Origin of the sequence: Mycetohabitans sp. B46 (assembly GCF_037389205.1) — a bacterium.
Classification (GTDB): domain Bacteria; phylum Pseudomonadota; class Gammaproteobacteria; order Burkholderiales; family Burkholderiaceae; genus Mycetohabitans.
Map to the genome: position 1 here is coordinate 210,551 of NZ_JADBGL010000005.1, position 20,656 is coordinate 231,206.

Genomic DNA, 20,656 nt, shown 5'->3' on the forward strand with positions numbered 1-20,656 from the left:
GTGCGATCGGCTGCGTGCTGCGGGTCTTCGCGAGAAAGCTGCTTATCGCGGGGGGGTTCTTCGCGCATCCGGTCAGTATCGATAATCACGGCACCGTCGCTGCTGCGTAGCTCACGAATCACTTCAGCAGGCCAGTACAGACTTGACAGAGCCCAGTTGGCCGCCCAGCCTAACCGCCTTAGGCTGCTCTTGGGCCTGGGTTCTCGCCAAGGCATGGCGCTCTACGTTCTTGTAGTCGCTTTCCACCGTGTACTTGGACGTTTCGCCGGGCATCGTGTCCTCCGTCCTCAGTAACCGTACAGTTCGCGGGCCTGTGGGGCGTACTGCTGGATCACGCGCTCGATAGCTTCAGGTTCCTTGGATCAAGTTCGTCGCGCACTGCGTCTAATGCATCCTGCTCCTGCAGCGCACGCTCTAGCGTAGTACAGCACAACGACTTCGCAAAGACACAGATCATGACGGATTGCTCCTCGTGACAAGAAACCAACGCGGGATGCGACCGCGCCGATCGGCCACGACCGGCTTCAGCCGCGCTGTGCAAAATATGCCATGCAAGCCTGACGGACCTCCCCGACGCATGCCGGTGAATCATGATACTGATTGATACCGGTCAGAACTCGACCATCGCGAAGTCCGCCTTGCCAACGTCGCAAAGCGGGCACCGCCAATCGGCAGGCACGTCGTCCCAGCGGGTCCCTGGCGGGATTCCGTCGTCCGGCGCGCCGTACGCCTCGTCATAGACCCAGCCGCAGATCACGCAAACCCATTGCCGGAACGCAGCCACGTCGGGCCCCGCCGAAGCCGGCTGGACCGCGGCGGCGGTATCAAGCCCTGCAGCGGGGTCCGCCTGACGTGGTGTGTCACGCGCTGGGTCGTGCCCAGCCGCCGGTGCGTCCAACGATACGATAAGCGGCTGAGCCTGCGGCGTTGCATTGGCAAACCTGGCGTGCAATTGCCGATACAGCGTCACCGCCTCGTCCGGGCCCAGGTCGATCCAGTAAGGCTCCCCTGCATGGTCGTTGAGCCGGTGGGCGGTGAATTGAATCTCGACAACAGCGCCTTTCTTATACATACGGAAAATCGTGACAAGGAGGAAAGCGCGACGCCCTAGCCGTCAGCGCGAAGCCGATATTCTATCGGCAACGTCCGGTTAAATTGTGTCATTGGCGTTGTCAATTGGTTTCGGGATTCGCAACACCGCGCCGCTCAATGGAACGGCGGGGGAACTTTTCCGCCATTGGCGGCCAGCGCATGCATCAACTTGCCATGCAGCCGCTCGATTGTCGCCGGGTCGTCAATCGGGCCATTGCAACCCAATTCGCCGGCAAGCCGGCTGCGCTGCGCAAGGCCGTCGTCGACATCCAACGCGGCCAACAGGTCGGTCAACGATCGCCGCCAATCCAGCGCACGCCCGCTTTCGCGCACTCGGGCATCCAGCACGGCGGCGACATCGATGCCAATCAGCGGTGTCGGCGCTGGAAACGGCGCGTCGGTCGACACGGTAGCCGCTGCCGGGTCCGGGGCGGGTTCTAGCGAAACGATGCATGCATTTGGCCTCGTGCTATGCAGCAACTCGCTCACGATATCACCAAAGATCGTCATTGCTTCCTCCGCAGACTTGAAACACCGAGCGGCAACGGCAGTCGCAACAGCGCTCTTCTATGCTACGAGACGCCGTAACAATGATTCCGCCATTTATATTGGATATTCTCAATGGCCGGCAGCTACGCGATCGACAATGGATATCATCTAACCGCCACTTAATGCCCAATACAGCGTTACTGCGTTGGTCAGCCATAATTGCTTCAACCGTATCAGCTCCTGCACGGATTCGTCGCCGCTGCGCTGTGCAACGAGCCGTTCGAGGTAAGTTGCCACTCCACTGCGATAGCACCGCTTGATCAGACGCCCGCGATCGGCATCAACATCAACATCAACATCGTAGACCGCCTATTGTGCGACAAGCGACAAGCGACACGCCAAGCGCATGGCGCGCGGATAGCCCGCCGTCGCAGTAGGTCGGACGGCAGCCCCGCCGCCACTGGCGGCAAAAGACAGTTGACGAAGTGCCTGGCTAAGTCCCGGCGGCACGGCGCTCTCTAGGGAAGCCGTGGCCTTTCCCCTATCAGGTGCTTGCCACCGCGCGCTGTGACGCGCCGCCGTGGCGCCCGATAGCGAAGCGTCGGCATGAAGCTTGCTCTCCCAGCGGGCAAAGTGCACCATCGAAGTCCCTAACCATCGAAAATCGCCGCCTTTAACATCAACGGCCTGCGGGCGCGACTCGACTAATTGTTTGTAGGCGCGACTCGGCCAACTGCTGGAATGGCTCGAGCACGAGGGGCTTGACAGATGCATTGCTACAGCCGCAGGGCCGGCAGCGATATGCGCGGCTGCTCGCGCAAGCCTGGACCAACGCGCTGCACGTGCTGCATCCTGATAAGTGGAACGACGCGTTCTGCGATGACTTCCGGCAACACTGGCAGACTAACGCCGGGCTGCAGATCGACCCTCTGCCACTCAACCGCATGCTTGCGCCGGCGTTGACCGCCGCGGGGGTGGACAGCTGAGTGCGCGACCGGCGGCAGGCAAGCGACTATGCGCCGACCTGGGTCGAATTGCGATGGGATAGGGACGCAGACGGCGGGCCGGCCCCCCCAAGCGCGACACGCAAGCTCGACGCACGAACGGAGACCATGATGCGAAAGGCACGAGATGAATACACGCGTAAGCGCGACTTCGACACCACCCCAGAGCCGCCGATGCAAACAGGCAAGCCCCCGGCACAACAGGAGCGCGCCAATCATGCATTGCAGTTCTGCGTGCAGAAGCACGACGCGACGCGGTTGCACTACGACTTACGCCTCGAGTTGGATGGCACGTTGAAAAGCTGGGCGGTCCCGAAGGGGCCTAGCCTGGACCCGCATGTCAAGCGCATCGCGATCCAGGTGGAGGATCACCCGCTCGACTATGCGGCGTTCGAAGGCCATATCCCAGAAGGCCACTATGGCGCGGGCGACGTGATCGTATGGGACCGCGGCGTCTGGGTGCCGGACGGCGATCCCGCCGAGGCCTACCGAAAAGGCCGACTGACCTTCCGCCTTGACGGCGAAAAGCTCGCCGGCCGCTAGCATCTTGTACGCACCCGGCTGAAAGGCAAGCAAGAGCAATGGCTGCTGATCAAATCGGACGACAACGATGCGCGCCCGCAATCCGAGTACGATATTGTGCAAGCGCTACCGGACAGCGTGCTCAGCGAGCGCATTCTCCGGCTCGCGACATCGGCCCGACACCCTGCGACGCGTCAGGCGGCGCGCCAACGGCAACCTGGAACGGCAAGCGACGCGTCGGCGCACGTCCCCCTGCGCAAGCCCGTCACGACACAGAACCGGCGTGGGTCCCGCTGGCCCGCGCTGGACGGTGCACGCGCCGCACCGCTGCCCAAAGCGCTCAAACCGGCGCTCGCGACGCTGGTGGACGCCGCTCCGGCCGGCCACTGGCGGTATGAAATTAAGTTTGATGGTTATCGGATCCTGGCGCGGATCGACGGCGATGAGGTCAAACTGTTCACCCGCAACGGCAACGACTGGACCTCTAAGATGCCGCGCCAAGCCGAGGCGCTGGGCCGTCTGGGACTCGACTCGGCATGGTTGGACGGCGAAGTGGTAGTCCTCGACGAAGCGGGACTGCCCAACTTCCAGTCATTGCAAAACGCGTTCGATGCGCGGCGCAGCAACAAGATTGTCTATTATTTGTTTGACGTGCCTTACTTGAATGGCATGGATCTGCGCAACGTGCCGCTGGAGCCGCGCCGCGCTGACTGCGCTGCTCGAGCACCATGAAGGCGACGTGCTGCGGCTGTCGCGCGATTTCGATGAGTCACCGGAGTCGATGCTCGACAGCGCATGTGACATCCAGCTCGAAGGCGTGATCGGCAAGCAAGCTGGCAGCCTGTACGCGTCGCGCCGCACCACCGACTGGATCAAGCTCAAATGCAAGCACCGGCAGGAGTTCGTCGTGGTCGGCTACACCGAGCCGAAAGGCAGCCGGCAGGCATTCGGCGCATTGCTGCTCGGCCTACACGATCCCGATACCGGCGCACTGCGATACGCGGGCAAAGTCGGCGCCGGATTCAGCGAAGCGACGCTGCAATCCGTGCGCGGACAGCTAGACCTGCTGCGCACAAGACATGCCACGTTGGACAACCTGCCGAGCAGACGCGAGGCAACGGGCGTGCACTGGACCCGACCTGAATGGCTTGCCGAGGTGGCCTACGCAGAGATGACGCGCGAGGGCATCATCCGTCATGCCGTCTTTCGCGGATTGCGCACCGATAAGCCAGCCAGCGACATTCGGCCAGAACACGTAGTGCCGGCCGACTCCGTTGCGGCCACGGTCCCCGCACGTCGCGGTCGCGCGCGGGCCAGCCCGCCGGCCGATGCACCACCCCACGCACGCGCCGAGACGGAGACGGAGATGGTCCGCAGCGTCCGGATTACGCATCCGCAGCGCATTATCGATTCAGCCAGCGCGACGACCAAGCGCGAACTCGTGGAATATTACGCATTGATCGCGTCGCGAATGCTGCCGCACCTGAAATCGCGCCCCGTGGCGCTGGTGCGCGCGCCAGACGGCATCACGGGCGAGTTATTCTTTCAGAAGAGCGCCGGCAAGCTGCCGATTCCCCATATCCACACGTTGGACAAGACCTGCGCGGGCCAGCCTGTGATGACGATCGACAGCGCGCAAGCGCTCGTGGGGACGGCACAGATGGGCGCCATCGAGTTGCATACATGGAACGCAACCACCGCGCGGCTCGACCAGCCCGACCGCTTTGTACTAGACCTCGATCCCGACCCGGCGCTACCGTGGAAACGAATGATCGAAGCGACACAACTCACACTGGCCGTGCTGGACGAACTTGGCCTAAAATCATTTTTGAAAACAAGCGGCGGCAAGGGGATTCATCTGGTGGTGCCGTTGACGCCGTCGCAGGGATGGGCAGACGTGAAAGAGTTCACGCAAGCGCTTGTCCAGCATATGGCGCGACAGCTGCCGGACCGATTCTCGGCGGTATCCGGCCCGAGGAACCGGATCGGTCGTATTTTCATCGACTATCTACGCAACGGCCAAGGCGCGACGACGATCGCGCCATACGCGGTCCGTGCCCGAGAGCAGTTGCCTGTTTCGGTCCCAATCCGGCGTGACGAACTCACGTCACTGAAGCGCGCCAACCAATGGACGATCGCCAACCTTCACCACCGTCTCGCCGAACAGGATACCGATCCGTGGCACGGCTACGCCCGCGTACGGCAGACGATCACCGCGCAGATGCGCGAGCGAATCGGCATGAAGCGATTCGCTTGATCCGCGGCGCCGCTTATCGACAAGCCAGCGCTGGTGTACGCGCCACTCTGCTGAGCATCGACGCACGCCTGCGCGGCGTGCATGTCACCGCGCGTGGCACGCGAAGGTCATGGCCGTCCCAGTACCGCGCACAACTGCTCCACAGTGTACGGTTTGCGCAACGCTTCCCAGGCGAAACCCAGATCGCAATCGCACGGAACATCGTTGCCAGAAGTGAAGATCACGCGCAGACTGCGCTGCACGTCGACCGAGCGTTGGGCCAATTCGATCCCCGACATGCCAGGCAGCATGATATCCGTGAGCAATATGTCAAACTGGTCGCGCCGAATCGCGTCCAGCGCCTCCTCCGCCGTGCCCGCCGCGATCGTCACATGCCCCTGCATCGACAGGATTTCCCGCACCGCCTCGGTCGCCGCCGCGTTGTCGTCGACCAGCAGGATGCGCAAGCGCTCGGCACGCGCGGCCGGGTCGTCCAGCGCCGGGAACTGGCGCGCACTGGCCACCCCCTGCAACGGCTGGTCAACGCGTTTTGCGGGCTGCGGGGCACGGCGGGGCGCAGCAACCGCATCGCTCGAAGCCGGCATCAGCGAGTGGGCCCGGCCCGTGGCAACGGACACGTCGTAGTTGCCAAGTACGGCGCGCAAACGCGCCGCCAACTGCTCACGGCTGTATGGCTTGCGCAGCAGATCGATGCTGTTGTCCAGCCGCGCATTGTCCTCGATCGCGTCCTTGGTGTAGCCGGACGTGAACACGATCTTCAACCGCGGCCGCAAGCGCAGCGCAGCGCGCGCAAGCTCGGGGCTGCGGATCGAACCCGGCATCACCACATCCGAAAGCAGTACGTCGACATGCACGCCGCTGCGGATCAATGCCAGTGCCTGATCTGCGTTGTCCGCGCGCAGCACCCGGTAGCCGAGTCCCATCAACGTCTCGGCCACGGTGGCCTGCACCGCCTGGTCGTCCTCGACCACTAGGATCGTCTCGTGGCCGCCCTGCGGTGCCGCACTCGGCGGCACCCGCACCGTATCGGCCGGTGCCGTGGAGCGCGGTAGGTAGATGCGCACGGTCGTGCCCCGTCCCGGCTCGCTACGGATCAGGATATGCCCGCCGCTTTGCTTCACGAAGCCGTACGCCATGCTCAAGCCCAGCCCCGTGCCCTGCCCTTCCGGCTTAGTGGTGAAAAATGGATCAAACGCCCGCTCGATCACGCTGGGCGGCATGCCAGTGCCAGTATCGGTGACCGCCAACGTCACATACTCACCAGGGCGCAAATCCGGAATGCCGGCCACCGGTTGCGGGCCGAGCACCGCATTGGCTAGCGTCAGCACTAGCCGGCCTCCGTCGGGCATCGCATCGCGGGCGTTGATGGCCAGATTCAGGAGCACGTTTTCGAGCTGATGGCTGTCCACCAGCGTGTTCCAGAGCCCGTCGATCACCGTCGTCTCGATATGGATTGTCTCGCCCAGCACGCGTCGCAGCAGGTCGTCCATGCCGTGCAGCACACCGCTGAGATTGACGACCCGGGGCTTGAGCGGCTGCTGACGGCCCAGCGCTAGCAATTGAGCAGCCAGCTTGGCTCCACGGTTCACCGCGTCGATGGCCTTACCGAGACGCTCACGGCTCCACGCATCGCTGCCATGGCGATTCTCGAGCAACTCGAGGTTGCCACGCAGCACCTGCAGCACATTGTTGAAGTCATGCGCGACACCGCCGGTCAGCTTGCCGATCGCCTCCATTTTCTGCGACTGGAACAGCGCGGTGCGGGTTTCCTCCAGCGCTTGGGCCGCCTCGCGTCGCTCCGTGATATCGCGCGTGATCTTGGCAAAGCCGATCAACTCGCCATCATCGTCGCGGATGGCATCGATCACCACATGCGCCCAAAAACGTGAGCCGTCGCGCCGCACGCGCCAGCCTTCCGACTCCCAGCGACCTTCGCGCGCCGCCACTTCGAGGCCGCGTTGCGGCACCCCGGCGGCAGCCTCTTGCGGCGTGTAGAAGCGGGAAAAATGCGAGCCGATGATCTCCTCGGCCTGGTAGCCCTTGATGCGTCGCGCGCCTTGGTTCCAGTTCGTGACAATGCCCTGTGGCGACAGCATGAAGATCGCATAGTCGGTCACGCCCTGAACGAGTAGCCGGAAGCGCCGCTCGCTCTCCATCGCCACATCGTGCACTTTCTTCTTGTCGCTCATGTCGCGCACGATCTTGCCAAAGCCGAGTAGCTGGCCGTGCGCGCCATGCAGCGGCGTCATCACGACGCTGCCCCAGAACATCGTACCGTCGCGGCGCACGCGCCATCCCTCACTCTCGTAACGGCCGTCGCGCGCCGCCGTGCGCAGCGCGGCCACGGGCGTGCCGGCCCGGCGATCCTGGTCCGGATACAGGTCGTCGAGCATGCGCTCCAGGGCTTGCTCACGGGTGTACCCGTAGATACGCTCGCCACCGGCATTCCAGCTCAGTATGCGGCCATCCGGTGACAACGCAAATATCGCGTAGTCGGCAATCGTTTCAACCCACAACATCGGCCAGATGGACGTCAGGCTGTTGAGGGCAGGTCCGCGGTTGGTCATCGGCACATGGCTCTTCGCAATAGGCTCGATTACAGCGTGGCAAATCGTACATCGAAACCGCGCAACACGGCATCGCGCGCACCGCTCTGCGCGCGGCCGGCGCGTGGCCCATCGCGCGACAGCCAACAGCCGATCTGACTTATTCTATCCCAGCGCGGCGCCCTTGCACCCGCTTACAGCAGGTTACGGACCAGCGCTTTAAAAAATCCGCCGCCGCACTTGTCTTATTGGCAAGCGGCAACGATGAATATCAAACAATGCGCCGCACACCACCCGACGTGCTCCGGCATACAGGGCGCGACAGCGAGGGGCTACGTGTCGAATGGGTCGTCCGGACGTGCCACCTCACCCGCCAGGTTAGACTTCGCCCGCATCGCCGCCAGCACCGCGGCAATGTCTTTCTTGTAGCCGGCCGCGTTGCTGAAGTGTCTGAGCGTCCAGTCGCATCCGGATGCGTCGGGCGGTTGCACGCGCGGCCGCGGCACGCGGATCTTCACGCCGTCGTCGGCGATGTGATAAAGCCGGTGGAGTCGGCACTCGAACTCCTGCTGTAGCCGCGTCGCGGTCAACGCCCTTCGAATCATGAACCATTCGGCAGCCACCGGCGCGATCGAGTGCGCCGGTGGCTGCCGCCTTCATGGAGTTCATCGGGTATGATAGCCAAACGGCAGCCGGCCGCCATGTCGTCGGCACGGCTGCTGGCGAACCTAGCCCGTCTCTGGAAGTCCTGTCAATTGCCGACCTACACGCTCGCCTCTGCCGTCCACGCGGAACGGGATATTCGCAAGAGCCGCTTTGTCAGCGCCGTCGTGCCAGTCGAAAACCGCGATACTGCGATGGCCGAAGTCCATCGCCTGCGCAGCGTCCACCCGAATGCGACGCACGTTTGCTGGGCGCTACTCGCCGGCGGCCAGTCCGGCATGTCCGATGACGGCGAGCCGTCCGGCACCGCGGGCCGCCCGATGCTGGAGGTGCTGCGCCATCACGACCTGGACGGCGTGCTCGCGACGGTGGTGCGCTACTACGGCGGCATCAAGCTTGGTGCGGGCGGACTCGTGCGCGCATACACGGACGCGGTTGCAACAGCGCTGCAGCACGCGCAGCGCATCGAACGCATCGCCCAGAAAAATTTGACCATTGACGCAGACTATGCGGATGAGGCACGTATCCGACACTGGATTGCGCAGCAAGGCCATGTGCTCGCCGATAGCCAGCATGGCATGCGTGTCACGCTGACCCTCGTGTTGCCGCAGGATACACTGGACGCTGTCCAGCAAGCATTGCTCGACCTCACCCATGGGCGTGCCGCGCTCGCGCCGCACTAAAGCACGCTTACGGCATTCGCTCGTCGCATTTTGCGTCGTCGTCGTGTCGTCGTGTCGTTGCACCGTGATCAGCGTAACGGCCGCGGCGTCGCCACGGCGATCAGCCGCGACGCAAGCGCATCGAATGCAGTGCAGATCAGTACATAGATGAAGGCGACCAGCGCGAAAATCTGCGCTGGATAGACCATCAACCGATTATTGACCTGCGTGGCGAGCAACGACAATTCCGGCACGCCAACGATGTACGCCAGCGACGTATCCTTGATTAGCGACACCCACTGGTTAATGAACGATGGTGCCATGATCCGCAACGCCTGCGGCAGCACCACGAAGCGCAGCGCCTGCATCCGTGTGAAACCCAGCGACAGCCCGGCCTGCAGTTGAGCGGTACCCACCGCGCGGATGCCCGCATGCACCGCATGCGACAGGTAGGCGCCGCCGATCAGCGACAGCGCACAGACGACGGTCAGTTGACCGGGCGCATCGATATGCAGCACGATGGGCAACAAAAAATATGTCCAAAATATCAGCATCAACACGGGAATCGCGCGGAAGAACCCGAGCACCGCGAGCAGCACCGTATGAACGACACCGCGCGTCACCGCCAATGCGACGCCTCCGGCGAGCCCAAGCACGCCGGAGGCGAAGGCCGACGTCAGCGCGAGCACCAGCGTCAATGCCACGCCGCCAAGCGGCCCGTTCGGGAATGTGCCGACTAGCAAGTACGGTAGATTGTCCAACAGGATCGAGACGTCCATCGTCACCCCGCGCGGGCAGCCGGGTGACGCCGCTGCACCACGTGCGCGAGCGCCTCGATCACTGCGATCGTGCCGATATATAGCGCCGTCGCCACGCCGAATGCGGCAAACGTCTTGAACGTCTCGGTCTCGACCTGGCGACACGCATATGAAAGCTCGGCTAGGCCGATCGCCATCGTCAACGACGAGTTCTTCACGATGTTCATGTATTGGCCGAATAACGGCGGCATCGCGTTGCGGGCCGCCTGCGGCAGCACGACATGGCAGAACGCCTGCCAGCGTGTCAGCCCGAGCGCGGCGGCAGCCTGACGTTGTCCGCCGGACACGCCTCGCAGGCCGGCGCGAAACTCCTCGCCCACGAATGCGCACGAGTAGAACGTCAGCCCGAGCCAACCGGCGACAAATTCGAATGGCGGCCAGCGTAGCGACAATGCACCGAACTGGATCGCATGCGGCGCGTTCAGCCACTGCATCAGCCCATCCGGCAGCAATGTCGCCGCGCCGAAATACCAGAACATCAGTTGCACCAGTAACGGCGAATTGCGAAACACCAGCACGTAGGCCGCGGCAGCGCGACGCACTAGCCGCGCATCGGCGCTATGCGCCATCGCCAGCGCGAAGCCGCTCGCCGTGGCGGCGACGATCACCGTCGCCGCTAGCGCCAATGTGACCCCCAAACCCTGCAGCAGCCAGCCGACGTACTTCGGCGCCAAGACCCACTCCTGCGGCACGGCTCAGACCTTGTCGCCGATCTTGAACAGGCGCGGCAGCGGCGTGCTCGTGTGCGGGCCAAACCAGCGATTGTAGATTTGTTCGGCCGTGCCCTCCTTCTCCAGCCCGCGCAGCGTATCGTTGACGAACGCGATCAGCCGCGTCTCGCCCTTCGGCATACCCACGCCCATATAGTCGTTAGAAATCATGAAGGCCGGGATTTCGTAGTGCTGCTTGTCGGGCACGTTGGCGAGCAGGCCAACCAGCTTAGGACCGTCCTGCGTGATCGCCTGCACGTTGCCGGCTCGAAGCGCGGCGAACGCAAACGGCGTGTCGTCGTACGCGACAACAGTGGCCTGGGGGAATTTCTCGCGCAGCGTAATTTCGTTGGTCGTGCCCTTGTCCGCGCCGATCCGCAGACCGTTGAGCTGCTCGGCCGACTTGAGCGTGCCCTTCTTGGCAAGGAACTGCTGGCCGGAAGAGAAATATGGAATACTAAAGTCCACTTGCTTGGCGCGCTCCTCGGTGATCGTGAAGTTTGCCAACACAAGATCAACCTTTCTGGACGTGAGGAACGGAATCCGATTCGCCGGATTAGTCGACCGCAACTCGAGCTTCACACCGAGCTTATCAGCCAGAGCTTTGGCGTAATCGACGTCCAAGCCGACGATGTGATGCGTCTTCGCATCAACGAAGCCGAATGGCGGATTGCTGTCGAACGTCGCCACCCGCAACACGCCCGCCTTCTTGATGTCATCAAGCCGGTCAGCGTGGGCGACGCCGGCCGCGACGATCAGCAAGCCGGCCAGCAGCGTGGAGAACACTGTCGATTTCATATCTTGTAAACCCTTAGGATTGAGCGGCGCGTGCACCAGGCCAGTAACGCAAGGTCGCTTAACATAACATCGACAGGACGATTCTCAAACCAATAAATGCTGCACAGCATAGAACACCCCAGAATAATGCCCACGCGGGTTTTCAGCCACGCCATGCGGCGATGCAGCGTGCGCCCGGGCGCGCCAGCCACCCCATTGCCGCAGTCAGTCACTTGAGTGCGTTCTTGATGCGCTTGACCGCGGCTCGCAGCTCTGGATGCATTTGCAGGGCTGCATGATACCGGACACTGTTGATGCGCGGAGCATGCTCGATACCGAACAACGGGGACGATTGGATATCGCGTATTTGTTTGAGCAAGTGCAACCGCTGTTCTGCGCTCCACGAAGATGCCTCTTCGGCCAGTCGTGGACCGCACCCTTGCAGGAACGCGACGTCGCCGCTCGCGATGGCAAGGTCCAGCACGCGCGCCCACTGATCGGCAGACTGACCGTGGATCTCGGGCATCGCGCCCGCGCTGCTGCGGCCGGCCTTCAGCAGTCGTGCGTCGGGCGCGGCCAGCGCAATCATCGGGTTGTCGGGGAAAAGGTCCTCAAAGTAATCAGCGAAAGATTTACCCGTATCGCTGCCGGAAGAGCCGCCAGGCGTCACCCTGCTTGTCCGGCTCTGCCGCCCGTGATCGCCGCGGAAACAGATCCTCGACTCCGTGCCGGTCTGGTTGGGATCATAGCAATAGACATAGCACTGCACGCTTGCCTGCGCGCGTCTGCCGTGCTCGCGATCATCGTCGGCGTGCCGAGCAGCGCCATCCATCTCGCCGGCGGCGACGGGAACGATCTCCCACCACAACGCGGTCGCATGCCCGGGCCCTCCTCCGACGAGCGGCGACGCCAGGCAAAGCGCAGCGTACTGCGTGCGGCCGATGCGCCTCATTTCAGCGAACACGCCGCCGACCATGCCCGCAAACTGACGCTTTTCGATGCATACGCCGTTGCGTATCACGTCGCGAAACGCCTGCTCGTTGAATATTCTTTGCCGATTTGCTGACGCATACTCGCGCAAGCTGTCGTCGCCTTGCGCCGCCTCCAGGAATGAGCCGCGATCCAGCATATAGGCCAGCGACAAATGCCGGCACACAAGCCGTTTTGGCTTACGGTACCACTCGCGCGACATCCACACTTGTCCATTCCGATTGATGGGTGGCGCAAAGTCGTTGCGCTCATCGTCGCGCAGGCCCCGCGGCGCCACCGGGACGTCGGCGCCGCGGTCCAAACTCGCGAAGCGTCCAGCGTCGCGGGCCGAAGGCAGGGCGGCTATGGCCATCGCCTGCGTCGCCGCCGTTTCCTGGCTCGACGTCGCGGCGACGGCGTTGGCCCATGAAATTCTTCTCGTTTCCACACTCGGTCCATCCTACAGCAACGGGAGACTGGCTTGGCTCCCGCACGAGGGCTCGAATTGTGCGGCGCCGCTGCACCGGCAAACATCACCGGACGCGAACCGGCATCATCTGACACGAATGCGCGGCCGTATCACAGCACCGCCCGAACTGCGACGGGGCACGTCACAGGGATCGTCGCGGTCAGCCTATGCGTCGCCGACCAGCGTCGCCTTTGCATACTGTTCATCGGTTATCAACCCAGGCAACCCGCTACCGCGCAATGCCGCCACCACCGCATCGTGCTTGCGGTCGCCGCTGGCGAAGGCAATCGTCAATCGTTGCGGCGGCAAGTCGGGCGATTCGGGATCGGCGAACGTCAAAATTTTTAGTAATCTTGCATTTTGGCTGCTGCGTCGGCGCCCTGCACCGGCGCAGCCCCACACCGGAAGCATGCAATGAACTGGACTCTGATTGGAATAGCTGGCCCGGTCAACAACCTAGAGTTGGTCGGGCGACTGCTGATGGCAGCGGCGCTCGGCAGCGTGATCGGCATCGAACGGGAACGGCTGCAGTGGGCAGCCGGACTGCGCACCCACATGCTGGTCTGCGTTGGCTCTGCCCTGATCATGATCGTGTCGACGTACGGCTTCACACAGGTGCAAGGCAAGGAAGGCGTGGTGCTGGATCCGTCACGGGTCGCAGCCCAGGTGGTGTCCGGCATCGGGTTTCTTGGTGCCGGCTCGATCCTACTGCGCGGAGAAGTCATCCGGGGGCTAACGACCGCGGCGAGCCTGTGGACCGTGGCTGGCGTCGGGCTGGCCGTAGGCGGCGGACTGTACGTCGCGTCCAGCGCCGCGACGGCGATCATCTTGGTGATCCTGGTTGGCGTGAAGCCGCTCGAGCGACGCTTCATCGCGACCAAGCTCCGCCGCGAAGTTCGGCTCGTCGCCAACCGCGGTGCGTTGTCGATCGATACCTTGTCGGAGGTGCTTGGCCCGGGCAGCGAGCGCATCAAGCGCTTCATCGTGCAGCAACAGGAAGACGGCGGCGACATCGATGATGTGACGATCGCGTTCTCGCGGGTCACCGATCCGGAATTCGCGACCATTGTGCGCCGGCTCAAGCAGATGCAGGGTGTGCACCACGTACGTGAAGTCGTTCCGTCATAGCCCGCGCGCGGGGCATCACGCTGCTGGGTTAAAGCCAGCCTGCCTTTCTAAATCGCCACCACAATACCGCATCGACCGCCAGCATGACCGCCAGACACGCCGGATAGCCATACTGCCAATGCAGCTCCGGTATGCTCTGGAAATTCATCCCGTAGATCCCCGCAATCATCGTCGGACTGGCGAACAACGCGGCGAATGCGCCGAGCCGCTTAGTCGTCTCGCTTTCAGCCAGCGAGATCATGCCTAGGTTCACCTGGATCGCGGTCGAGATCATCTCGCGGCGGCCCTCGATCAGCTTGTCGATGCGCACTAAATGATCATAGACGTCCCGGAAGTACGCCTCCATGCCGGCGCACAGCGCCGGGACGCGGCCACCCTGCAACTTCCCCACCGCCTCCAGCAAAGGCGCGACGTGGTGATGCAGCCGCACGAAACGGCGCTTGAGCGAATACAGGTCCTCAACCACGTCACGCGAGGCCGCAGTGCCCTTATTCTCGAAGATCCGGTCCTCGACGATCTCCGACTCGTCGATCAATGCTTCGACGACAGGAAAATAGCGGTCCACCACGCTGTCGATCAGTGCGTACAGCACGAAAGCCGAGCCGTGCCGCAACAAATGCACGTCGCGCTCGCAACGGGCACGCACGTCCTGGAAACCCTGTTTGCTGCCGGCACGAATGGTCAACACATAGTTTGCGCCGACAAAGACCGCCACCTCGCCGACTTCCAATTCTTTGTCTGACGTTTGCTCGACCGTGTGCAGCACAGCGAACAGCGACGCGCCATACTCTTCGATCTTCGGCCGTTGATGACCGTGGCGTGCGTCCTCGACCGCCAGCTCGTGCAAGCCGAATTCGTGTGCCATCTGCGCCAGTTCCTCGGGATCGGGGTCTTTCAGCGCCACCCAGACAAAACAGTCCGGTTTCGCGACGTATTCGCTAATGTCACTCACCGGGATGTCGCCCATCTTGCGACCATCGTGGTATGCAGCGCAATTGATCAGCATCGGTGTCTCCGCTTTTTGCAACCGCCGAAGGATAAGCCAGTTGGCGCAAGACGGCGAGGCCCCTGATGCGATGCAAGCGTCGCCGCCGCGCCCGATGAGCCGGTCAATGTCGCGGGCCGCGTTTGTCGATGAACACCTAGACGCCGTCCAGCGCGGCTCCCTCTATCCTGTGATAGGCCGGGCATCGACACCCATCCCGGCCTGCCGGTAAAACAGGTCCTTGCCGAGGGCCACCCCGTGCGGCGGCTGCGCGCGCATTTCCTTGAGGTCGTGGCCCGCGCAAAACGCCTTACCGGCGCCTTGCAACACCATTACGCGTGCCGGCGTGCGCGCAAGCGCGTCGAACGACTGCTGCAGCGCATCCAGCATCGCGTCGGACAGCGCGTCGTAGGCATTAGGCCGATTCATCGTCGCTCGGACCACACCACGCAAGGCATACGCACCGTGCTCGACCTGGACCGGCCCGACCGCCTTCGGTACGCCGTGCCGCGACATTTGGCTCATGGCGTCATGGGTCACACCGGAACGTATCGCGTTCGCTTGTGGCCCGCTCCTTGCGGGTCCGGAAACACCTATTGTGGCGGGTTTCCCACGCGGCCGTCAATCGCGCACCGCTCTATTGTCGTGAGCCCATAATTTGCGCAACCCATAGCGGTCGGTGTTTGACACCCATACCCGCGCAACGACGCGAGCCTGAGTTCGTGTTGCAGTGTGTTGCTTCGTGATCACCGAACTCCACCCGGTTCAGCATGGCATCGTTGTGCTGCTCGGTGGCTGAAAGCTAGCCGAGTACTCATGTACTTAAAGGAGGGCGTTAAGATGTCTATGTTTATCGGCGGTACCGTTGGCAACACTCCTATGGACAGGAGCAATATTGACCGTCTAACGGCGCTAGACCCAAAAACCATGTCGGCAGATGATGCAAAACAGCTCGAGACTCTCAGGCAGTTCTGCGACACTAAGGGCGTCGGCGGCGCCAATATGTTTTCACCATTCTTCGGCAATAGCAATGAGCTTGCAGCCAAGATCAAGGGGATGATCGACACCTACCACACGGCTCACCCCGACACGCAGCAAGCATAACCTCACAGGCACCGGCCGGCTGTGTGGTCAATATAGACATCGCTTACACGAGCATGGGCCGCTTGACCGCCCAGTCGGGCCGGTTTCTACGACGGCAATCGGGATACCACCTAAGCGCGCAAACAGCAGCCATGCGCGGGAGAATTCCGAAGCGTCAGGCTCGGCCGGCGTTCTTCCAGCGCCACGGCGCATGAGCGGCGAACCAAGTGGTACGTCGGACACGCAAGAAGATCTCCTTCGTCGCCGCTATGCCCGCGCGTGATGCCGCACGACGCAAAACGTATTCGTAACGCCAGTACGCGTAGATCGACGGACCCGGACACGACATCGTCAACACCGACATCGAGCAGTGCTTGAACGTGGAGCGCCCACTATCCCAGTGTATCGACCGCCAGATGCACTTTCGAACTCTTGCGGCACTTTGCACCGTCGTAGCCAGCGCGCCCCACATGCGCCGCTGGCGCGACCGCCGTGCACCGCCGCCCTCGGGCACACGAACGCGGCGGCACGCGACTAGCGAGCGTGCCTCGCCGCACTCGGCTCTAGCGACGCCTAAGCCGCCGCGCTGCTCGCCAGGCTGACCGACGCCTCGCGCAATGCGAACCGCCTCAGCTTGCCGCTCTCGGTACGCGGCAAGTCGTCGGTAAACACGATGCTGCGCGGATACTTGTATGGCGCGATCGTCTGTTTCACATGCGCCTGCAATTGCGAAACCAACGCGTCTCCAGGCTCGTACCCCGCCGCCAGGATGACGAACGCCTTGACAATTTGCCCTCGCTCCCCGTCGGGCACGCCAACCACACCGCACTCGGCCACGGCCGGGTGCTGCATCAGCGCCCCCTCGACTTCCGGCCCCGCAATGTTGTAGCCGGCCGAGATAATCATGTCGTCAGCTCGCCCTTGATAGAATACGTAGCCATCCTCATCGATTACCACGGTATCACCCGATAGATTCCAGCCGTTGCGCACGGCTTTCGCCTGCCGCTCGTCAGCGAGATACTTGCAGCCGGTCGGGCCCTTCACGGCAAGCTTGCCCGGCATGCCCGGTGGCACCGGCTGCATCTGGTCGTCCAGTGCCTGCACCACGTAGCCGGGCACCGCCTTGCCGATGGCGTTGCGCCGCACATCCGCACCGGCGCTGCCGACGAAGATATGGAGCATTTCGGTGCTGCCGATACCATCGACCATCTCCAGCCCACTCGCCTGTTTCCACGCCTGGCGCGTTGCGTCTGGCAGCGCTTCGCCAGCCGACACGCTGCTACGCAGCGACCCGATATCGTGCCGGGCAGCCAGCGGCGCCATCTGCCGATAGAAGGTCGGCGCGGTGAAGACCCTCGTCGCGCGAAAGCGCTCGATCGTGGCCAGCAAGCTGTCCGGCGTCAACTTCTCGATCAGCACAGTCGATGCGCCAACACGCAGCGGAAAGCACAGCAGTCCGCCCAGGCCATACGTAAAGGCCAACGGCGGCGTGCCACAAAATATGTCGTCGGCTCGAGGCTTAAGCAAATGACGGGAGAACAAATCGCAGATCGCAAGCACCTCGCGGTGAAAATGCATGCAGCCCTTTGGTGCTCCGGTTGTGCCACTGGTAAAGATAATCAGGCAAACGTCGTCGCTCGCGGTATCGCACGCGTCGAACTCGGGAGCCTTGGCGCGCGCCAGCACATCAATCGAATCCGGGGCGTCATGGTGGAAAAAGCGCACATCCTTCAGCGTCGCACAGAAGTGCTCGTGTCCGGGTGTGCGGCAAGACTCGATTTCTTCGGCCAGTCGCACGTCACATAGCGCGGCGGCGATCTGCGCCTTGTCGATGATCTGCTTGAGTTCTTTCGCACGCAGCAGCGGCATCGTTGGCACCGTCACGAGGCCCGCCTTCACTGCGGCTAGCCACATCACCGCCATGTCCAGCGTGTTCGGCCCGCGCAGCAGTACCCGGTTGCCGGGCACCAGCCCCATGTCCTGCGTCAATACCCTGGCGGTACGGTTCACCAGCGCCTGCAATTCGCGATAGCTGGTCGCGTGCCGCTCACCCTCTCGATTCGACCAGACCGCGCAGCGTTCGCCGTGGCCCGCCTCAACCGCGCGATCGAGCAACTCGACCGCGCAATTGAGGCGCGCCGGATAGGCAATGTCGGGATTGTCAAGCAACAATTCAGGCCATTGCTCCGGCAGCGGCAAGTGGTCGCGGGCAAAGGTATCGAGATGAGCGGACTGTTCCATCACTACTTGTCTCCTAGAAATCAAGCAGCACGGCTGCCCGACCCAGCATTGACCTAGGATGCCAGCCCGTGGTTCCTAGCCAAGACTTTAGCCAGTGGTTCTGGTTGAGCGCGCCGGCTCGCACATATCCCCCGCGAGTCGACAAGGCCGCTCCCTGCTAGCCGTGCATGGCCTCGTCGTCGGGGATGACCGCGGTCGCCTCGATCTCGACCTTTGCGTCGTCCTCGATCAATGCCACGACCTGGATCGCGCTCATCGCGATGTCGTAGTGGCCGACGATCTCGCGGAACGCGGTCCCCACTTCCTTAGCTGCTGCTAAATACTCGCGCTTGTCGGTCACGTACCAGGTCATACGCACCAAGTGCTCGCCGCGACCACCGGCCTGCTCGAGCACGGCCATCAGGTTGGCCAGCGCTTGTCGCGCCTGGCCGGCAAAATCGTGCGCGCGCAATACGCACTCGGCGTCCCAGCCAATCTGCCCGGCAATGTAGACTTGCGTGCCGTTTGTCGCCACACCGTTTGCGTAGCCGCGCGGCTTGGCCCAACCCGTGGGCTGAAGTACTCGTTTCATCTGCGTCAGTTCCTAGGTTGCGCCGCTTGCGGCAGATAACGTTGCAGCCCTGCAAGTACATCGGACGGCAACGGGATCGAGCGATGCGTATCGAGCGATGTCGAGACCAGTATTTGCTCGGTTCGGAAGCGCAGTTGCTGGTGCGCCGAGCCGCTGATCGACAGTCGCAGCGAACTGCGACCGGCGGCCAACACCGATAGGGACAGCGTCAACGTATCGCCAATGCGACTCGGCGCGACGAATTCGCAATCGAGCTTGACAATTGGCAGCCCAAGGCGTCGCGTCGTCACGAAGGCACCGTAGTCAATCTGCAAGCCTTCGTTGAACCAGTCCTCGACCAGGCCATTAGTCATCACCAGGTATTGAGGGAAAAACACGATGCCAGCCGGATCGCAATGCGCGAAGCGAACTTGCTGTGGCCGCTCGAAGACGATGCCGCCCGCTTGTGCCGCTCCCTGCGAGGGCAGCGTTGAAGCTGTCATTTCGCCTCTCCTATGGCGAGCGCGTCACGCGCCTGCTTTAACAGGTCACGGCCGATGATCAACTGCTGCACCTCGGTGGCACCTTCATAAATACGCAGCGCGCGGATCTCGCGGTACAGTTGCTCGACGGGCGTACCGAGCGTGACACCCTGGCCACCCCACAGCTGCACCGCTGCGTCGATCACCTGCTGCGCGCCCTCGGTCGCGCTCATCTTCGCCATCGCGGCCTCGCGCGTCACGTTGCGGCCCTGGTCGCGCAGCCATGCGGCGCGATACACGAGCAATGCAGCGCTGTCGATTGTCGTGGCCATCTGGGCAAGCTTGGCTTGCGTCAACTGGAAGTCGCCGAGCGTCTGGCCGAACATGCGCCGCGTCGCCGCGCGCTGCAACCCTTCCTGCAACGCGTGGCGTGCGAAACCGAGCGCCGCTGCCGCCACCGAGGTCCGGAAAATATCCAGCGTACGCATCGCCAGCTTGAAGCCCTGCGCGGGTGCGCCGAGCCGCTGTGCGCGCGAGAGGCGCACGCCGTCGAAATGCAAGCGCGCAAGGGGATGCGGCGCGATCACCTCGATCCGCTCGGCAATCGTCAACCCGGGTGTCTGCGCGTCAACCACAAAAGCGGAGATGCCGCGGGCGCCCGGCGCCTCGCCGGTACGCGCGAACACCACGTAGAAATCGGCAATCCCGCCGTTGGAGATCCATGTCTTGTCGCCGTCGAGCACGAAGTCATCGCCGTCAGCACGCGCCGTCAGCGACATCGCCGCGACATCGGAGCCCGCTTGCGACTCGGACAACGCGAATGCCGCAATCGCGTCACCTGCGGCCACCCTGGGCAAATAACGACGCTTCTGCTCTTCGGTGCCGGCCAGCGAGATCGCCCCAGAACCCAGCCCCTGCATCGCGAGCGCGAAATCGGCCAAGCCCGAGTGCGAGGCAAGGATCTCGCGCAGCAAGCACAGCGCGCGGGTGTCGATCGCATCGCCATGGCCACCGTACGCGACACCGCCAATGCCATAGCGCAGCCAGCCGGCCGCACCAAGCTGGCGCACCAGCGCCCGGCACGTGGCGTCCGTATCGGCGCCGTGCGCCTCGTGCAGATGGTTTTGGGCCCACGCATCGATGCGCGGCGCGAGCTTGCGATGGTGATCATCGAAAAATGGCCATTCGACGTGGTTCAGGCTGGCCACG

20 protein-coding genes and 2 pseudogenes are annotated in these 20,656 nt (G+C 63.1%); 5 read left to right on the forward strand and 17 right to left on the reverse strand.

Annotated elements, in window-relative coordinates:
• Positions 1-331: 331 nt before the first annotated feature.
• The 4 genes and pseudogenes from IHE30_RS07690 to IHE30_RS07705 form a co-directional block, all read right to left on the reverse strand.
• Positions 332-457 carry a hypothetical protein gene (locus IHE30_RS07690; RefSeq protein ID WP_337689776.1) on the reverse strand — a complete coding sequence of 42 codons (126 nt, stop codon included), beginning with the start codon at positions 455-457 and terminating at the stop codon, positions 332-334.
• A gap of 153 nt (positions 458-610) precedes the next feature.
• Complete coding sequence (locus tag IHE30_RS07695) at positions 611-1,072, reverse strand: rubredoxin (RefSeq protein ID WP_337689777.1); 462 nt, start codon at positions 1,070-1,072, stop codon at positions 611-613.
• 134 nt (positions 1,073-1,206) lie between these two features.
• Complete coding sequence (locus IHE30_RS07700) at positions 1,207-1,602, reverse strand: DUF3597 domain-containing protein (RefSeq protein WP_337689778.1); 396 nt, start codon at positions 1,600-1,602, stop codon at positions 1,207-1,209.
• Between the two features lie 147 nt (positions 1,603-1,749).
• Positions 1,750-1,923: pseudogene (locus IHE30_RS07705) on the reverse strand (multidrug transporter); the annotation flags it as partial.
• Positions 1,924-2,342: 419 nt separating this feature from the next.
• Here IHE30_RS07705 and IHE30_RS07710 point away from each other — a divergent pair.
• The gene (locus IHE30_RS07710; RefSeq protein ID WP_337689779.1) at positions 2,343-2,567 is read left to right on the forward strand and encodes a hypothetical protein; all 225 of its coding nucleotides are present in this window, start codon (positions 2,343-2,345) and stop codon (positions 2,565-2,567) included.
• A gap of 129 nt (positions 2,568-2,696) precedes the next feature.
• Positions 2,697-5,364, forward strand: a pseudogene (ligD, locus tag IHE30_RS07715) (DNA ligase D).
• 107 nt (positions 5,365-5,471) lie between these two features.
• Here the strand turns inward: ligD and IHE30_RS07720 are convergent.
• Positions 5,472-7,931, reverse strand: a complete 2,460-nt coding sequence (locus IHE30_RS07720; protein ID WP_337689780.1) for a hybrid sensor histidine kinase/response regulator — start codon at positions 7,929-7,931, stop codon at positions 5,472-5,474.
• Positions 7,932-8,242: 311 nt separating this feature from the next.
• On the reverse strand, positions 8,243-8,515 hold the full coding sequence (locus IHE30_RS07725; RefSeq protein WP_337689781.1) for a hypothetical protein: 273 nt from the start codon (positions 8,513-8,515) through the stop codon (positions 8,243-8,245).
• Between the two features lie 96 nt (positions 8,516-8,611).
• Here IHE30_RS07725 and IHE30_RS07730 point away from each other — a divergent pair, with 96 nt between their 5' ends.
• The gene (locus tag IHE30_RS07730) at positions 8,612-9,256 is read left to right on the forward strand and encodes an IMPACT family protein (RefSeq protein ID WP_337689816.1); all 645 of its coding nucleotides are present in this window, start codon (positions 8,612-8,614) and stop codon (positions 9,254-9,256) included.
• Positions 9,257-9,324: 68 nt separating this feature from the next.
• Here IHE30_RS07730 and IHE30_RS07735 read toward each other — a convergent pair whose 3' ends face one another.
• From IHE30_RS07735 to IHE30_RS07755, 5 genes are all read right to left on the reverse strand, one after another.
• Positions 9,325-10,014 (reverse strand): amino acid ABC transporter permease, encoded by a 690-nt coding sequence (locus IHE30_RS07735; RefSeq protein ID WP_337689782.1) that lies wholly within the window; start codon positions 10,012-10,014, stop codon positions 9,325-9,327.
• A gap of 2 nt (positions 10,015-10,016) precedes the next feature.
• Positions 10,017-10,727: an amino acid ABC transporter permease gene (locus IHE30_RS07740; protein ID WP_443193621.1), complete on the reverse strand. Its 711-nt coding sequence runs from the start codon at positions 10,725-10,727 to the stop codon at positions 10,017-10,019.
• A 21-nt stretch (positions 10,728-10,748) separates the two neighbouring features.
• Entirely contained in the window at positions 10,749-11,561 is an 813-nt protein-coding gene (locus IHE30_RS07745) for an ABC transporter substrate-binding protein (protein WP_337689784.1), read from the reverse strand.
• Positions 11,562-11,769: 208 nt separating this feature from the next.
• On the reverse strand, positions 11,770-12,957 hold the full coding sequence (locus IHE30_RS07750; RefSeq protein ID WP_337689785.1) for a hypothetical protein: 1,188 nt from the start codon (positions 12,955-12,957) through the stop codon (positions 11,770-11,772).
• A gap of 186 nt (positions 12,958-13,143) precedes the next feature.
• Entirely contained in the window at positions 13,144-13,317 is a 174-nt protein-coding gene (locus IHE30_RS07755) for a sugar-binding domain-containing protein (RefSeq protein ID WP_443193622.1), read from the reverse strand.
• Positions 13,318-13,392: 75 nt separating this feature from the next.
• Between IHE30_RS07755 and IHE30_RS07760 the strand changes: the two genes are divergently transcribed.
• On the forward strand, positions 13,393-14,106 hold the full coding sequence (locus tag IHE30_RS07760; RefSeq protein ID WP_337689786.1) for an MgtC/SapB family protein: 714 nt from the start codon (positions 13,393-13,395) through the stop codon (positions 14,104-14,106).
• Between the two features lie 28 nt (positions 14,107-14,134).
• Here IHE30_RS07760 and corA read toward each other — a convergent pair whose 3' ends face one another.
• A complete protein-coding gene (gene corA / locus IHE30_RS07765; protein ID WP_337689787.1) occupies positions 14,135-15,112 on the reverse strand; it encodes a magnesium/cobalt transporter CorA in 978 nt (325 codons plus the stop codon).
• Positions 15,113-15,274: 162 nt separating this feature from the next.
• On the reverse strand, positions 15,275-15,616 hold the full coding sequence (locus tag IHE30_RS07770; RefSeq protein WP_443193623.1) for an enoyl-CoA hydratase-related protein: 342 nt from the start codon (positions 15,614-15,616) through the stop codon (positions 15,275-15,277).
• A gap of 315 nt (positions 15,617-15,931) precedes the next feature.
• Here IHE30_RS07770 and IHE30_RS07775 point away from each other — a divergent pair, with 315 nt between their 5' ends.
• A complete protein-coding gene (locus IHE30_RS07775; RefSeq protein WP_337689788.1) occupies positions 15,932-16,195 on the forward strand; it encodes a hypothetical protein in 264 nt (87 codons plus the stop codon).
• Between the two features lie 552 nt (positions 16,196-16,747).
• On the opposite strand, the gene IHE30_RS07780 is transcribed toward IHE30_RS07775, so the two are convergent.
• From IHE30_RS07780 to IHE30_RS07795, 4 genes are all read right to left on the reverse strand, one after another.
• Entirely contained in the window at positions 16,748-18,415 is a 1,668-nt protein-coding gene (locus IHE30_RS07780) for an AMP-binding protein (RefSeq protein ID WP_337689789.1), read from the reverse strand.
• Between the two features lie 157 nt (positions 18,416-18,572).
• On the reverse strand, positions 18,573-18,986 hold the full coding sequence (locus IHE30_RS07785) for a RidA family protein (RefSeq protein WP_337689790.1): 414 nt from the start codon (positions 18,984-18,986) through the stop codon (positions 18,573-18,575).
• 5 nt (positions 18,987-18,991) lie between these two features.
• On the reverse strand, positions 18,992-19,468 hold the full coding sequence (locus IHE30_RS07790; protein ID WP_337689791.1) for an acyl-CoA thioesterase: 477 nt from the start codon (positions 19,466-19,468) through the stop codon (positions 18,992-18,994).
• Positions 19,465-20,655, reverse strand: coding sequence for an acyl-CoA dehydrogenase family protein (locus IHE30_RS07795; protein ID WP_337689792.1), 1,191 nt, complete (start codon positions 20,653-20,655; stop codon positions 19,465-19,467). Before IHE30_RS07795 ends, IHE30_RS07790 begins: the two co-directional genes overlap by 4 nt.
• Position 20,656: the final 1 nt, after the last annotated feature.